This window comes from Sphingomonas bacterium, assembly GCF_028292945.1.
Lineage (GTDB): Bacteria > Pseudomonadota > Alphaproteobacteria > Sphingomonadales > Sphingomonadaceae > Sphingomonas.
Genome location: NZ_JAQGLJ010000037.1, coordinates 19,554 through 34,490, shown reverse-complemented (window position 1 = coordinate 34,490; position 14,937 = coordinate 19,554). Strand labels below are relative to the sequence as shown.

The 14,937-nt window shown below is 69.8% G+C and carries 16 protein-coding genes and 2 tRNA genes; 2 read left to right on the top strand and 16 right to left on the bottom strand.

The genetic code is table 11. The features are described from left to right. Positions 1 to 213: 213 nt before the first annotated feature. The 3 genes from JWN21_RS04670 to JWN21_RS04660 all read right to left on the bottom strand — a co-directional run bounded on the left by JWN21_RS04670 (position 214) and on the right by JWN21_RS04660 (position 2,749). A tRNA-Met gene (locus JWN21_RS04670) sits at positions 214 to 290 on the bottom strand. 54 nt (positions 291 to 344) lie between these two features. Continuing rightward, positions 345 to 851 (bottom strand): 2'-5' RNA ligase family protein, encoded by a 507-nt coding sequence (locus tag JWN21_RS04665; protein ID WP_299646719.1) that lies wholly within the window; start codon positions 849 to 851, stop codon positions 345 to 347. Continuing rightward, complete coding sequence (locus JWN21_RS04660; RefSeq protein ID WP_299646717.1) at positions 848 to 2,749, bottom strand: potassium transporter Kup; 1,902 nt, start codon at positions 2,747 to 2,749, stop codon at positions 848 to 850. Before JWN21_RS04660 ends, JWN21_RS04665 begins: the two co-directional genes overlap by 4 nt. A gap of 140 nt (positions 2,750 to 2,889) precedes the next feature. On the opposite strand from JWN21_RS04660, the gene ald reads away from it, so the two are divergent. Together ald and JWN21_RS04650 are read left to right on the top strand one after the other, a co-directional pair. Continuing rightward, positions 2,890 to 3,996, top strand: a complete 1,107-nt coding sequence (ald, locus tag JWN21_RS04655; protein WP_299646715.1) for an alanine dehydrogenase — start codon at positions 2,890 to 2,892, stop codon at positions 3,994 to 3,996. Positions 3,997 to 4,034: 38 nt separating this feature from the next. Beyond that, positions 4,035 to 4,253, top strand: coding sequence for a DUF3072 domain-containing protein (locus tag JWN21_RS04650; protein ID WP_299646713.1), 219 nt, complete (start codon positions 4,035 to 4,037; stop codon positions 4,251 to 4,253). A gap of 124 nt (positions 4,254 to 4,377) precedes the next feature. Here JWN21_RS04650 and JWN21_RS04645 read toward each other — a convergent pair whose 3' ends face one another. From JWN21_RS04645 to gspE, 13 genes are all read right to left on the bottom strand, one after another. Beyond that, positions 4,378 to 5,019, bottom strand: coding sequence for a hypothetical protein (locus JWN21_RS04645; protein WP_299646711.1), 642 nt, complete (start codon positions 5,017 to 5,019; stop codon positions 4,378 to 4,380). A 221-nt stretch (positions 5,020 to 5,240) separates the two neighbouring features. Further along, on the bottom strand, positions 5,241 to 6,284 hold the full coding sequence (locus JWN21_RS04640; RefSeq protein WP_299646709.1) for a Glu/Leu/Phe/Val dehydrogenase dimerization domain-containing protein: 1,044 nt from the start codon (positions 6,282 to 6,284) through the stop codon (positions 5,241 to 5,243). A gap of 26 nt (positions 6,285 to 6,310) precedes the next feature. After that, positions 6,311 to 6,387: transfer RNA gene (locus JWN21_RS04635), tRNA-His, on the bottom strand. Positions 6,388 to 6,573: 186 nt separating this feature from the next. Next, positions 6,574 to 7,296: a type II secretion system protein N gene (gene gspN, locus JWN21_RS04630; RefSeq protein WP_299646707.1), complete on the bottom strand. Its 723-nt coding sequence runs from the start codon at positions 7,294 to 7,296 to the stop codon at positions 6,574 to 6,576. After that, the gene (gspM, locus tag JWN21_RS04625) at positions 7,293 to 7,760 is read right to left on the bottom strand and encodes a type II secretion system protein GspM (RefSeq protein ID WP_299646705.1); all 468 of its coding nucleotides are present in this window, start codon (positions 7,758 to 7,760) and stop codon (positions 7,293 to 7,295) included. Before gspM ends, gspN begins: the two co-directional genes overlap by 4 nt. Then, positions 7,757 to 8,836, bottom strand: a complete 1,080-nt coding sequence (gspL, locus tag JWN21_RS04620) for a type II secretion system protein GspL (protein ID WP_299646703.1) — start codon at positions 8,834 to 8,836, stop codon at positions 7,757 to 7,759. The genes gspM and gspL overlap by 4 nt, the downstream gene beginning before the upstream one ends. Beyond that, positions 8,833 to 9,816, bottom strand: a complete 984-nt coding sequence (gene gspK, locus JWN21_RS04615) for a type II secretion system minor pseudopilin GspK (protein ID WP_299646701.1) — start codon at positions 9,814 to 9,816, stop codon at positions 8,833 to 8,835. Before gspK ends, gspL begins: the two co-directional genes overlap by 4 nt. Continuing rightward, complete coding sequence (gene gspJ, locus JWN21_RS04610) at positions 9,803 to 10,582, bottom strand: type II secretion system minor pseudopilin GspJ (RefSeq protein WP_299646699.1); 780 nt, start codon at positions 10,580 to 10,582, stop codon at positions 9,803 to 9,805. The genes gspK and gspJ overlap by 14 nt, the downstream gene beginning before the upstream one ends. Next, a complete protein-coding gene (gene gspI, locus JWN21_RS04605; protein ID WP_299646696.1) occupies positions 10,579 to 10,989 on the bottom strand; it encodes a type II secretion system minor pseudopilin GspI in 411 nt (136 codons plus the stop codon). Before gspI ends, gspJ begins: the two co-directional genes overlap by 4 nt. Continuing rightward, positions 10,979 to 11,458, bottom strand: coding sequence for a GspH/FimT family pseudopilin (locus tag JWN21_RS04600; protein ID WP_299646694.1), 480 nt, complete (start codon positions 11,456 to 11,458; stop codon positions 10,979 to 10,981). The genes gspI and JWN21_RS04600 overlap by 11 nt, the downstream gene beginning before the upstream one ends. Next, positions 11,433 to 11,870 (bottom strand): type II secretion system major pseudopilin GspG, encoded by a 438-nt coding sequence (gspG, locus tag JWN21_RS04595; protein WP_299646692.1) that lies wholly within the window; start codon positions 11,868 to 11,870, stop codon positions 11,433 to 11,435. The genes JWN21_RS04600 and gspG overlap by 26 nt, the downstream gene beginning before the upstream one ends. A 108-nt stretch (positions 11,871 to 11,978) precedes the next feature. Further along, a complete protein-coding gene (gene gspF, locus JWN21_RS04590) occupies positions 11,979 to 13,202 on the bottom strand; it encodes a type II secretion system inner membrane protein GspF (RefSeq protein ID WP_299646690.1) in 1,224 nt (407 codons plus the stop codon). A gap of 140 nt (positions 13,203 to 13,342) precedes the next feature. Next, positions 13,343 to 14,887 (bottom strand): type II secretion system ATPase GspE, encoded by a 1,545-nt coding sequence (gene gspE, locus JWN21_RS04585; protein WP_299646688.1) that lies wholly within the window; start codon positions 14,885 to 14,887, stop codon positions 13,343 to 13,345. Positions 14,888 to 14,937: the final 50 nt, after the last annotated feature.

Below are 14,937 nucleotides of genomic sequence, written 5' to 3'. Positions count from 1 at the left end.
CCGCTTATCGAGCGCGGGTCCGGGCGCTGATCGCCGCGCTCGACAAGGGCGAGCTGGTGTCGGACGCCATCCGCGCAGAGTTGCGAGCGCTGGTCGATCTCGTCGACGTCACGCCGACGAGCGATGGCCATTCCATCACCCTCGTTGGCTCACTCGAAGCCGCCCTGAACACGGGCGGCACACCTCAAAGGAGAGCGCCTCTGGCGCATACGTTGGTAGCGAAGGAGGGACTTGAACCCCCGACCCCAGGATTATGATTCCCGTGCTCTAACCAGCTGAGCTACTTCGCCATGAGACGCGGGCCTATAAGAGGCGGGCGCGCAACGGGTCAAGCACGGGTTTCCCTAGGCGAACATGTGCCGGCTCAGCGGCTCCCACGGCCCGCCGCGATACCACCACGCCGCCAGGCCGGCGATCGCCACCTCGCGCGGCCGGAAGTCGCGCTGCAGCTGCCCCAGCAACAGCTTCGCGACGCTCGGCACAACCTTGTTCTGGATCGTCACATGCGGTCGCCACCCGCCCGCGTCCTGCGGCGTCAGCAGGCCCGAAAACGCGTCCGCGAGGTCGGCGCGCAGCCGCACCAGCTCGGGTGCCTCGATGCGGAACGCGACGCCCCGCCCCAACGACATCGGCCCCGCCGCGCGGGCGACCGGCGCCGGGACGCCGCGCGTCGCCGCGGTCAGCCGCGTCTTCAGCTCCGGCGCGGCGGATGGCGGCAGGTGGTGGAACAGCGTCAGATGCGCGTCGAGCTGGTTGCGCTCGGGCGGAAAATGTTCGCGCCGCAAGCCATCGAACCACGCCTGGTCTGCGCGGCCGAACAGCGCCGAAACGATGATGGGAGCCGGCGTCAAATTTCCAGCTGCGACCCGAGCTCCACCACCCGGTTCGTCGGCAGGCGGAAGAACTGCATCGGGCTTTCCGCATTCTGCATCATCCACGCGAACAGCTTTTCGCGCCACAGCGCCATGCCCGGCCGCTCGGACGCCAGCAGCGTCTGGCGCGACAGGAAGAAGCTGGTGTCGATCATCCGGATCGCGGGGCCGCAGCCCTGCACCCGAGCCAGCGCGGCAGGCACATTGGGCTCCTGCATGAAGCCGTATTTGATGATCAGACGGCGAAAGCCGTTGCCCAGATCCTCCAGCTTGAAGCTGACCTCGTCGTCGACATACGGCACATCGGCGATCTTCACCGTCAACAGGATGATGCGCTCGTGCAGCACCCGGTTGTGCTTTAGGTTGTGGAGCAGCGCCGGCGGTACGCCTTCGGCCGCAGAGGTCATGAACACCGCCGTCCCCGACACGCGGGTCGCCGAGGTCGCGGCAGAGTCGATGAACACCTTGATCGGGATCGCGCCTTCGCGCAGCCGCGCGATCATCAGCTGCCGTCCCCTGGCCCAGGTCGTCAGCAGCGTGAACGCGACGATCGCGACCACCAGCGGAAACCAGCCGCCCTGTGGAATCTTGATCACGTTGGCGGCCAGATAGGCGCCGTCGATGATGAAGAACAGGCCCGCGATCAAGGCGACCTGCCAGATTGGCCAGTTCCATACCCGCACCATCAGCACGGTGATGAGGCAGGTGGTGATGAACATCGTCCCGATCACCGCCAGTCCATAGGCGGCGAGCAGGTTGGTGGATTCCTGGAACGTCACCACCACCAGCAGCACCAGCGCCAGCAAGCCCCAGTTGACCGAGGGAACATAGATCTGCCCCAACGCGCTCTCGCTGGTGTGGGCGATGCGGACGCGCGGCATCAGGCCCAGCTGCACCGCCTGCTGCACGACCGAGAACGCGCCGGTGATCAGCGCCTGGCTGGCGATGATCGTCGCCAGTGTCGCGAGGATGACCAGGGGCAGCCGGAACTGCTCGGGCGCCATCAGGAAGAACGGGTTCGCGACCGTCGAGGGATCGCGCAGCAGCATCGCGCACTGGCCGAGATAGTTGATGATCAGGCACGGGAACACCACGCACAACCAGCCGAGGATGATCGGCCGCCGGCCGAAATGCCCCATGTCGGCGAACAGCGCCTCTGCTCCCGTGATGGCGAGCACCACTGCGCCCAGCGAGAGGAATGCGAGCCCCGGATCGCGCACGAAGAACAGGACCGCATGATGGGGCGACAGGCCGGCGATGATACCGGGATTGGGCAGGATGTGGACGATGCCCAGCACCGCCAGGACGATGAAGTACAGAAGAACGATCGGCCCGAAGAACTTGCTCAGCCCGGCCGTGCCGCGTGACTGGATCAGGAACAGACCGACCAGGATCGCGACCGAGATCGGCAGCACCAGTGGCTTCAGCCCAGCCTCGACGACGACCAGGCCCTCCACCGCCGACAGGACGGAGATCGACGGCGTGATGATCGCGTCGCCGAAGAACAGCGACGTCGCGAGGACCGCGAGGATGGTCAGCAGCCAGCCTCGCCCACCGGGCGACTTGCGCGTGATCAGCGCCAGCAGTGCCAGGCTGCCGCCTTCTCCCTTGTTGTCCGCCTTCATCACGATGGTCACGTATTTGACCGTGACGATGATCACGAACGACCAGAAGATCAGGCTCAGCACGCCGAATACGTGCAGGATGTCGATGGGCAGCGGATGATGTCCATCGAACATCTCCTTCAGCGCATAGAGCGGCGAGGTGCCGATGTCGCCGAACACCACGCCGATCGCCCCGATCGCCAGCGTCGAAGTTCGACCGCTGATCTGGTGACCGTCTTCGCTTTCGTGTTCGGTAACGACGTTGTGTGCCATGCTCGGCATCGTCGCGGGTCAGCCTTTCAGCTGTCGGGCGCGAGGATCGCCGCCCGGCAAGGCGCGGCGGGTAGCATGGCGACAGGGGGCCGCCAAGCGGCTAAGCGGACGGCACAAACCCTGCTTAACGGAGCCATTCGATGCGCATCGGCGTACCCAAGGAGATCAAGAACCACGAGTATCGGGTCGGCCTGACCCCGCCGTCGGTCGCCGAGCTGGTCGCGGCCGGTCACGAGGTGGTGGTCGAGACGCAGGCGGGCATGGGGATCGACTTCGAGGACTCGGACTATCAGGCGGTCGGCGCCAGCATCTTGCCCGACGCCGCGGCGGTGTTCGCGGCCGCCGACATGATCGTGAAGGTGAAGGAGCCGCAGGCGAGCGAGATCGCGCTGCTGGAGCCGCGCCACCTGCTGTTCACCTATCTCCACCTCGCCGCCGACAAGCCGCAGGCCGAGGGGCTGATGAAGTCCGGCGCGACCTGCATCGCCTACGAGACAGTCACCGCGTCCGGCGGCGGGCTGCCGCTGCTGAAGCCGATGAGTGAGGTCGCGGGCCGCATGTCGGTGCAGGTCGGCGCGCATTATCTGGAAAAGGAACAGGGCGGGCGCGGCGTGCTGCTCGGCGGCGTGCCCGGCGTCGCGCCGGCGCGGGTCGCGATCCTGGGCGGCGGCATCTCCGGCATCAACGCCGCGCAGATGGCGGTCGGCATGCGCGCCGACGTGACGATCTATGACATCAACATGAGCCGGCTGGCGGAGCTGGACATGTTCTTCTCCAGCCAGATCAAGACGGCCTATGCCTCCAAGGCGGCGATCGCGGCGGCGGTGAAGAACGCGCACCTCGTCATCGGCGCGGTGCTCGTGCCGGGTGCGGCCGCGCCCAAGCTGGTGACGCGCGAGATGCTGGCGACTATGAAGCGCGGCTCCGTGCTGGTCGACATCGCCATCGACCAGGGCGGCTGTTTCGAGACCAGCCACGCCACCACGCACGACGACCCGGTGTTCGAGGTCGACGGCGTGATCCACTATTGCGTCGCCAACATGCCGGGAGCGGTCGCGCGGACGAGCACCTTCGCGCTCAACAACGCGACGCTGCCGTTCGCGGTCAAGCTCGCCAATCTGGGTGCCGAAGCGGCGATGAAGGCCGACCCGCATCTGGCGGCGGGGCTGAACGTGTTTGGCGGCAAGATCGCCTACAAGGCCGTCGCTGACGATCTCGATCTGCCTTATCAGGCCTGGAACGGATAAGGAACATGGCCGTTGTTGACCCGAAGAGGAGATCAACGATGGCCGACACCGAGAACCCGAAGACCCACCCGACCTCCAACGCGGTCAAGGACCCGCACGACTGGACCACCGGCGACGAACCGATGACCGGCGCGCAGGCGAGCTACCTCAAGACGCTGTCCGAGGAAGCCCATGAGGACTTTCCCGAGGAGCTGAACAAGGCGGACGCGTCGATGAAGATCGACGAGCTGCAGGAGAAAACGGGTCGGGGGAAGTAGCAACGACGTCACCCCGGCCTTGAGCCGGGGTCCAACGCGCGGCAGGCGGCACGTCTGAGATCAAAGCTAGTACCTGCGTCACGTCGGATGCCGGCTCAGGGCCGGCATGACGAAGAGGGGCGGGTTACCTTCCGGTGGCTGGCACCTCTTCCACCTCCGCGAGATAGGCATCCAGCACCGCCAGCCGCTGTGCGATCTCGCGCCGATAGGTCACTCCCTCCGGCGTCAGTGCCAGGGCGCGCGCCCAGAATGGTCGCGCCGCGGCAAACTCGCCCGCTCGGATATGCGCCAACCCGCGCCAGAACGGCGGCGCCGGATGCGACGGAGCAAGCCGTGCCGCCTGGTCGAACGCGAACAGCGCCGGCGCGGACAGCTTGCCGTCATGCGCGGTGAGCACGTTGCCGAGCCCGACCCACAGCAACAGGCTCTCCCGGTATCGGCGCAGCCCGCCCAGCACGGCCTGCACCGCTGCGCGCTTCTCACCGGATCGCTGCATGGCGTCGGCTGCGATCATGTAGGCGGCGGCCGTATTGTTGCGTCCCAGCATCTGGTCGCGCAGCGACAGCAGCGCGGGATCGTCGCCGGCTATGGCCGCGACGCCCCGCGCGGGTTGCGCGGGCAAGGCGGGTCGCCCCTGCAAGGCATAGCCGGTCGCCCCCAGCATCAGCCCTGCGCCGGCGAGCGACCACAAGGGCCGCCGCACTCCCAACGCGACGAGCGCCAGCATCGCGGCGGCAGCGAGGGCGAGAAGGGTCAGCCAGCCCATCGGGTACTCAGGGTCATAGTGCGTCGATAGATAGAGCAAATCTCGTCGTTACGTAGCCCCGTCAGGTGCACGCTGCGGACCAGCCCCTCCCCGGCGGAAGCCGGGGCGCAGTCGGCCGCGCCGCGCACCAGGCCCGGCTTCCGCCGGCGAAGAACTTGACCGCCGAGCTTGAATCTTGCCGGCCCGCGTTGGTCGGCGGGCCAACGCCGACAATTTCAGACCTACCGGCCGATCAGCCGCCGTGCGATCGCGTCCGCCACCGCCGATGCCGGCTCGCCCGTGCGGTCGCTCTCGTTCCACACCTCGACCAGCCGATCCGGTATCCGCGCGATGCGGGCCTTGACCTCCGCCTCGTCGCCCTGCCCCAGATATTCCAGCCCGACGTTGATGATCCCGCCGGCGTTGATCACGTAATCGGGTGTGTAGAGAATGCCGCGTTCGTGCAGCCGCCGACCGTCCTCCGGCCGGGCAAGCTGGTTGTTCGCGCCACCCGCGACCGCCTTGCACCGTAGCGCCGCGATCGACTGTTCGGTCAGGATCGCGCCCAGGGCGTTGGGGCTGACGATGTCCACCTCCGCCGACAGGATCGCGTCGGTCGATATGGTCTTGGCGCCCAGCGCGGCCGCCAACGCCGCCGCGCGGCCCGCGTCGACATCGGCCAGTACCAGCTCGGCCCCGTCCGCCGCCAACAGCCGCGCCGTGCCGCCGCCGACCGAACCGACTCCCTGCACTGCGACGCGCACGCCGCGCATCTCGTCGGTCCCGAGCGCACGCTTCGCTGCCGCCCTGATCCCCAGATACACGCCCAGCGCGGTATACGGACCCGGGTCGCCACCCGCCGCCCCGCTCGCCACCGGCAGGCCGGAGACATGGGTCGTCTCGCGGCCGATCGTCACCATGTCGTCGTCGCTCATGCCGACATCCTCGGCGGTGACGTAACGCCCGCCCAGCGACTCGATCGCGCGCCCGAACGCAGCGAGCATCGCCGGAGTCTTCGTGCGGTCGGCATCGGCCAGAATGACGCCCTTGCCGCCACCCATCGGCAGCCCGGCCATCGCGTTCTTGAAGCTCATGCCCCGCGACAGCCGCAGCGCGTCGGTGATCGCGTCACGCTCGTCGGCATAATGCCAGAAGCGCGCGCCGCCCGCGGCCGGCCCCAGCGCAGTGGAATGCACCGCAACGATCGCGCGCAGGCCCGAGGCCGCGTCGCTGAACAGGTGCACGCCCTCGTGCTCGTCGAAATCGGGAAAGCCCCAATCGCTCATCTGAAACCGGTCCTGCGAAGGAGAAATGGGGCGACCGACGGGACTTGAACCCGCAACTTCCGGCATCACAAGCCGGTGCTCTAACCAATTGAACTACGATCGCCGTGAGGGTCGCGCCCTAGCGGGCGGTTCCGCGCCGCGTCAAGGATGTGCTGCCTTGAGGGCGGTGATCCAGCGCCACTAAATCAACCTTCCCCGACCGAAGTCGGGGTCCAGTCGGCCGCGCCGCCCGCTTCCGCCCGGGAGGGCGAATTCCCTGATGCGGAGCCTTTAACCTAAGAAGCCGGCGCTAGAACCGCCCCTCCACCGACAAACGATATCCTTGCGGCCCGCCGACGAAACCGGCGCTCTCCAGTCTCGGCCCGATCAGCGGGTCGGCGGTGCGCAGCGCGAACTCGGCGCGGTAGCGGCCATCGGCGAACACGCGCAGTGTCGCGGTCTCCGTGCCCGCCGCGCTGGTTAGCGGCAGCAGCAGCGCGCCCGCCTCGCAGCGTGCGGGGCCGCTCAGCGTCGTCGGCAGCGGCACGCCCGCCGCCTCGCCCGCCAGCGTCGCACGCACGCGGCCATCGGCACGGTCGCACTGGCCGTCGCGGAAATGCACGGTGGCGTCGTCCAGGTCGAGCGCGGCGACGGGCAGCGGCGCGAACAACTGCCCGGTCGCGAGCGTGGCGGTCATGTCGTCAATGCCGAAGCCGTGCCGCCGCACCGTCATCGCGCCGGTGAAGGGCCTCGCACCGTCGCCGTCCAGTTCGACGCGCGCGCGGCCGAGGAACAGCGGGAAAAAGGCGAGCCGCGCGTTCAGGTCACCCAGCGCCACCTCGCCGAACCGCGCCTCCACCAGCCGCCCCGACCACAGCGCGCCGTCGACCCGCCGCGCGCTCAGCCCCGCCTCGCCCAGCCCGAACCAGCCGAGCACCAGGCGCAGGGGTACGAAGATCAGCAGACCGGCGAACAGCATCGCCCCGAACATCGCGCGCCGCCCCGTGGCGAGCCGGATCGCTCCCCCGATCATCGCGCGCGTGCCCTCAGCGTCAGTTGCACGCCCACCGTGCGATCCCCCTTGTCGGTGAAGGTCGCCCCTTCGACCAGGATGCCGGCAAGCTCCAGCCGCGCCAGCCACAGCACCAGCACCGCCGGCCGTGCGCCCGCGATGGCGACCCGCACGCGGCCGGGCCCGTCTTCCTGCAACAGCGCGATCGCGAACCCCGCGTCGGCCGCGCGCGCGCGAACCGCGTCGGCGAAGCTGCCGGTCAGCGGCGCCGCGCGCAGCCGCCCGATCTGGCGCAGCGTGTCGACGCGCGCCTGCGTCTCGCCGAGCCGGATCACGGCAGCGGCATGGCGCTCGCGTTCGCTCGACAGTGCATCGCCAAAGGGTCGGATCACCAGCAGCCAGACCAGCGTCAGCGCCAGCAGCGCGACCATGACGACCAGCAACCGCTTCTCGCGCAGCGACCTCGCGTTGAACCAGGCTATCACGGTGCCCTCACCGTCATGTCGCCCGTGACGCGCCCGTTGGCGGAGGTGAAGGTGCTCGCGTCGACGACAAAGCCCGCGCGTTCGATGGCGCGCTTGAGGTCGGTCGGCAGCGATTCGCGCGCGGCCGCGACCGAGATCTTGAGATTGCCGGTCGGCTGGAAGTCGAGCCCCGTCACCTCGGTGCCCGGCGTCGCGCGCACCGCTGCGAACACGGCCGCCGCCATGCCGGTGAAGCCCAGCCCCGGCCCTCGCACCGCGCCCAGCCGCTCGGCGAGCTGCCGGTCGGCATCGACGATCGTTTCGCCGCGCGGCAGCCCGGTTCGCGCCAGCGCCGCCGCGCGCGCCTCCAGCGCGTCGGCGGCGAAGCTGTACTTGGCCAAGCGCACGACGAAGATCGCAAGCGTCACCAGCAGGATCGTCAACGCCAGCCACGCCAGCCGGCGGATCAGCGCCCAGTCGAGCTCGCGCCGGCGACGGCGCGCGAACGGTCCCTGCCGCAGATCGAGCGCAGGGGCGGCGATCGCGGCGGCCAGCGCCTGCGTCAGTTCGTCGCGCCCGATCACGCGCGCGTCCTCGCCGCCCGTGACCAGCTCGGTCAGCCGCGCCTCGTCGGCAAAGCCGCTGGTCCGCCCCCGCACCACGCCGCCGCCGGCCAGCTCGGCGCGCGTGTAACCCTCGTCCGGTCGCGGCAGCAGCATGGGTGCGGGCACCATCGCCTGCGGGTCCAGCCCGGCCAGCGCCAGCTCGGCCAGCCAGGTCCGCATCGCCGCCGCGCCGACCACCGCGATCGGGCGCTCCTCGGTCCCCTCCTCGCCGACCGCGACATGCAGTTCCGCCGCCGGCACCGCGCTCGCCTCGCCCGCCAGGATGCGGGCGGCGGCGGTCGCCTGCGCGGGCGAGCGCGTCGGCAGCACCGCCCAATGCAGCGTCACCGCATCGGCGGGCGGCACGGCGATCAGCCGGTCGTCCTCGGCGGGCGGTGGAAAGCCCTCCCCCTCCGCGATCCCCTGCGCATCCATCCGCCACCAGCGGTAGGGTGCGTCGCGGTGGGGCAGGAAGAGCAGGGTCGCGGTCACTCCTCGCCCCATTGCCGCGCCACAAGCCGCGCGGGAAGTCTCGTCGCGTCGATCAGCGCCGTTTCACGCACGTCCAGCCCGTTCACCACGACATCGACCCGCAAGCCGAACCATTTGGAGGTGACGCCCGCCTGCCCCTCACCGAGTCCGGTGCCGCTGATCCCCGGCAATGCGGCGAACGCGCCAACATTTGCCCAGCCTTGCGCAGGCCGGCGCAACAGCGCGGCGCTCGCCGCCTCGACGGACAAGGTGTCGGGCGCCAGCATCGCCACCAGCGGCGCCTGCTCGGGCGCGAGCGTGTTGAGGTTGATCGCCGCCGGCTCGGCGACCGGCAGCGTGCACAGCCATGGCCGCAGCTGCGCGTACAGCGCGGGCGTGACGCCCGCGACCGCGCGCAGTTCGCTGGGGTCGGCCATCAACGTGCCGGCGGTGCGATAGCCGGGGTCCTGGCGCAGGTACGCACTGTCCTCCGCCCCGCCCCCCTGCTGGTCAGCGTCGGTATCGATCCAGTCGGCCGCGCCGGCCGATGCCTGTTCGGCGATCTGCGGCGGCACCTGCAACAGGCGCATCAGCCGCGCGAACTGGACGCGCGCGAGCGGGTTGCTGGCGTACACGCCGGGTGCCGCCTCGCTGACCAGACCGTTGAGGTTGAAGCAATTGCCGCCGTCGCTGACCCGCGCCACCGCCGTGCCGCCGGGCAGCGGCAGATCGAACGGCGCGTTGCTCCACCCCCCCGCCAGCGTCACGCGATCACGGCTCTGACCCAGCAGCGTCGACACTCGGGACAGCGCGAGCGCCTCGGCAGCCTGCGCATAGCTGCGCGCCTGCTCGATCCCGACCGCATTGGCGGTGAGGCGCGTCGCGAGGCGCAGCTTCTCCAGCGCGCCCACCGCGATCACCGCGATCACCGCGACCAGCATCAGCACGGTGAGCAGCGCCGCGCCGCGCTCTCCCGGGCGTTCGCGATCAGCCGGGCGCAATGGCGACCTCCGGAACACGCACATAGCCGGTGCCGACCAGGAACAGCTGGCGGTATTCCACGCCCGCGCGCGTCAGGCGCAACTCCAGCGCCTGTGGCAGCGCGATGCCGCCGGAGCCGTCCCAACGATCGCTCCACGCGCCGCGATAGCGATAGCGGATCGCGACCCCCTCGACCCGCGTCAGCAGCGGCGCGGCCGGCAGCGGCACGGCGCCGTCGAGGCGCGGATAGGCGATCCTCTGCAGGTCGCCATCGGCCAGCTGATACGCGACCTTCTGTGCGCCCGCCCGCGGCTGCGCGTCCAGATTGGTCCAGCCGCCGCGCACCAGCCGCAGCATCGCCGGATTCTGGGGCTGGCCGCCGCCGTTCTCGCCGACAAAGGCGGGCAGCACGGTCCCGGCCTCGTCGCGTACCGGCCGCGCGGTCGCCTGCGCCAGATCGGCCGACAGGATCGAGAGCGTGCGCTGCAACGCCGCCAGATCGTCCAGCCTGGCCCCCGACGCCGCCTGCGCGCGGACGGAGAACGACAGCAGCGCGACGCCGGCGGTGGCGATGATCGAGAAGATCAGCAGCGCGACCATGACTTCGACGAGGGTGAAGCCCTGGCACGCCCGGCCTTCTGCTTGCTGCCCTTCCGCTTGCTGTCCTTCCCCGACGGAAGCCGGGGCCCAGCGTCGGCGCGGCGCGCCGACCGGCGCTCCCGCACCGCATTTTGGTTTGCGCTGGGCCCCGGCGTTCGCGGGGGAGGGAAAGCAAGAGACGATCACAACCCCTCCGCCGAAGGCGGCCGCACCATCGTCGCGCGGCCGATGACCTGTCCGCTCGTCGCCGCCTGCACCGCGACGTCGATGCGCACGATGCGCGCGTCCCCGGTCGGCGTTATCGTGCGCGTCCAGCGCCAGGCCTGCCCGCCATTGCTCTCCCCACCCCCACTGCGCCCCAGCGTCGGCACCTGCGCGTCGGTGACCGCCAGCAGCGCGACGTTGCGTGCGACCATGTTGGCGACCAGCGTGCGGTCCAGCACCGTGACGCCGCGCACGCTCGCCGATTGCAGCCGGATCAGCGCCAGTGCAGCGAGGCTGAACACCGCCAGCGCGACGAGGATTTCGAGGAGGGTGAACCCCCCCTCGCGCGCGCTTGTCGCGCGAGAAGACACAGGAGCGTCATTGCGCATCGGCGCGGATGCTCCCGTCGGCGCCGACCCGCACCAGCATCGCGCGGTCATCCCGGTTCAGGCGGATGTCGGCACCGCGATCCGGCAAGCCGGTCGGGTCGAATGTCACCCGCATCCGGCCGGTCGCGTCGCCCGGCTCCGCACGCGTGCCGTCGGCCCACTTCTCTACGCGCAGCGGCTTCTCCGCCACCGGCAGCCAGCGCCCGCCGACACGCCGGTCGAAGCCATAACCGCCTGGCGTCACCCACAAACTAACCGGTCGAGCCTCGACCACCGCCTGATCGCGCGCCGCCCGCACGCGCGCCGCGAAACGCAGCGCCTCGTCCGCGACCCTCCCGCCCGGCGGCGGCAGCGCCCACAGCGTCGCACCCGCCATCAGCGCGATCACCGTGATCGTCACCATCAGCTCGACAAGGGTAAAACCTCGCTCTGCTGCCGGACGCTTACATCCAGGAGCCGATATCCGCATCGATCCCCTCGCCGCCTTCCTTGCCGTCGCGGCCGTAAGACCAGACATCCGCTTCGCCATGCTGGCCGGGGGAGGCATAGAGGTACGGCTTGCCCCAGGGGTCGTCCTCCAGCCGCTTGATGTAGCCGCCGGACTGATAGCGCGCCGCGTCGACGCCGGCCGGCGCGGTGCGCAGCGCGGCGAGACCTTGCGCCGTCGTCGGGAAACTGCCCTGCTGCAACCGGTACAGATCGAGCGCGCCTTCGATCGTCGCGATGTCCGCCTTGGTGCGCGTGACCCTGGCCGCATCGCCCGAGGGTAGCACGTTGACGACGACGATCGTCGCCAGCAGCCCGATGATGACGATGACGACCATCAGCTCGACTAGAGTGAAACCCTTTTCTCCTTCGTCATGCTGAACTCGTTTCAGCATCCATGCGGGGCGGCTGTCGTCGCACTCGGCCGCGACTGTCTCGCATCGACCCTGAAACGAGTTCAGGGTGACGGGGGGTTCGGGTCGATGCATGGCACTCCTCAACTTCTACTGGCCCGCCAGCGTATTGAGCTGCAGGATCGGCAGCAGGATCGATAGCACGATCGTCGCCACGACACCGCCCATGATGACGATGATCGCCGGCTCCAGCAGCGACAGCGCGGTGGCGGTGAACCGGTCGAACTCGCGTTCCAGGTAATCGGCGGCGCGCTCCAGCATCTCGTCCAGCCGCCCCGCCGCCTCGCCGGACGCGGCGAGATAGGTCAGCAGCGGCGGGAACACACCGGTGCGGCGCATCGCGGCGGACAGGCTGCCACCCTGTCGGATCGAGTCGGCGATCTCATCGGACGCCGCGCGCAGGCGGCGGTTGTGGATCGTGCCGGCGGTAAGCGTCAGCCCTTCCAGCAGCGGCAGACGGCTTGCGACCATCGTCGACAGCGTCCGGCTCATTCGCGCCGCGTGCAGGTCGCGCAGCAGCCGGCCGAGCAGCGGCAGCTTCAGCAGTCGCGTGTCGAACCGCAGCCGGAGCGCGGGGTTGCGCAATGCCTGCCAGATCGCGACCCCGATCAGCGCCAGCACCAGCAGCATCGCCCACCACCAGCCCGCCAGCAGATCGGACAGCCAGATCACCGCGCGCGTCAGGAACGGAAGCGCCTGGCCGACCGTGTCGAACTGCTCCACCACCTGCGGCACCACGAAGATCATCAGCGCCATCACCACGCCCAGCGCGACGACCGCGAGAATGGTCGGATAGGCGAGCGCGGTGATCAGCTTGCCGCGTATTTCGGCCTGCCGCTCCAGCAACTCCGCGAGCCGGTCGAGGATCGTCGGCAGCGAGCCGGAGCTTTCGCCCGCCGAAACCATCGCGCGGTACAGCGGCGGAAAGCTCTTCGGCTCGCGCGCCATCGCATCGGCGAGGCGGCGTCCCTCCACCACGCCGGCATGCACGGTGGCGACGATCGCGCGGACGCTCTCCTGCTCGGTCTGGCGAGTGATCGTGCGAAGCGACTCCTCCAGCGGCGAGACGCGGTTGAGCGTTGCCAGCTGGCGCGTGAACAGCGTCAGCTGCTTGGTCCGCATGCGCGGTGTGCCGAGCTTGAGTCCGAACAGCGGCCGCGTCGTGACCTGCGGCGGCGCGCCCGGTTCCAGCCGCACGACGTACAGCCGCTGCCGGTCGAGCCGCGCGCGCGCCGCATCGAGCGTATCCGCAGCGACATGGCCGCGCTTCTCCGCGCCGCGCGTGTCGATGGCGAGGTAGTCGAAGTCAGGCATCTCGATCCTCCCCGTTCACGGGAAGGTGGCAGCCGCGCCAGCGGCTGAGGGAGGGGGCTCTCGACGGCCTGTGCGCTCGGGGTCCGCCCCCTCCACCACCAGCTTCGCTGGTGGTCCCCCTCCCCGTCCGGGGGAGGATTTCAGGCACTCGCCACCTCGCGCGGCTCTTCGACCACATCGCGGCGACTCACGCGAACCGCCTCTTCCGGAGTCGTCGCGCCCGTCTCCACCAACCGCCGCGCCGCATCGGCCAGCGTGTCGCCACGCGCGAACGCGTGCGCGGCGATCGCGCCTTCGTCGCCGCCTTCGTTGATGAGGCGGCGGATCGTCTCGTCGACGCGGATCGCCTCGAACACGCCGATGCGGCCCTTGTAGCCGGTCTGGTTGCACTGATCGCAGCCGACCGGCTCCCACACCTGCGCTTGCGGAGCAATGCCGAGCAGGGGCGCGGGCGTGTCGCCGGCGCGCACCGGCCGGCGGCATGTCGGGCACAGGCGGCGTACCAGCCGCTGCGCGATCACTGCACGCAGCGTCGACGCGAGCAGGAAAGGCTCGACGCGCATGTCGCGCATCCGGGTGATCGCGCCCGCGGCATCGTTGGTGTGGACGGTGGAGAGCACGAGGTGGCCGGTCAGCGAGGCCTGCACCGCGATCTCGGCGGTCTCGCGGTCGCGGATTTCGCCCACCATCACCGTATCGGGGTCCTGCCGCAGGATCGCGCGCAGACCGGCGGCGAAGGTGAGGCCGACCTTGGGATTGACCTGTGTCTGCCCCACCCCGTCCATGGCATATTCGACCGGGTCCTCGACCGTCAGGATGTTGCGCGTGCCATCGTTGAGCAGCCGCAGCGCCGAATACAGCGTCGTCGTCTTGCCCGATCCCGTCGGTCCGGTGACGAGCACGATGCCGTTGGGCTCCGCGATTGCGGTCCGCAGCAACGCGTTCATGCCTGCGTCCATGCCGATCGCGTCGAGATCGATGCCGGCATTGTCCTTGTCGAGGATGCGCAGCACGACGCGCTCGCCCGCGCGGCTCGGCAGTGTGGAAACGCGCACGTCGAGCAGCTTGCCGCCCAGCGTCAGCCCCATCCGCCCGTCCTGCGGCACACGGCGCTCGGCGATGTCGAGCCGTGCCATCACCTTGATGCGGCTGACCACCACGGGGGCGACATGCGGCGGCATGCGCAGTGTCTCGCGCAGCACGCCGTCGATGCGCATGCGGACGACGAGCCCGGTCTCGTACGGCTCGATATGGATGTCGGACACGCCGTTGCGGGCCGCATCGGCGATGATGCCGTTGATGAGGCGGATGGCGGGGGCGTCGTCGGCGGTGTCGAGCAGGTCTTCCGCCGTCGGGATGCCCTCGGCGAGCGAGTCGAGTTCGTCGCCCATGCCGACCGCTGCCATCGCGGTCGCTTGTCCGTCCATCGCGTAGCCGTCCGACAACAGCCGGTCGAAGGCGGGTGGCGCCACCACCTCGATATCGAACGGCCGGCCCATCACGCGCCGGACCTCGATCAGCGCCTTGGGGTCCGCGCCTTCCCGCAGCGCCACGGTAAGGTGCCCGTCGGCATCGGTATGTGCGATGCAGACGCCGAACTTGCGCGCGAACAGATAGGGGAGCGTGACGGCGGGCAGGTCGGGCCCGCGCGGCGGGTTGTCGATGACGAGGGTTTCGGGGGTCACGTCAGATGCCGCTCCCCTCTCCCGCTTGCGGCAGAGGGTTGATGAAGGCG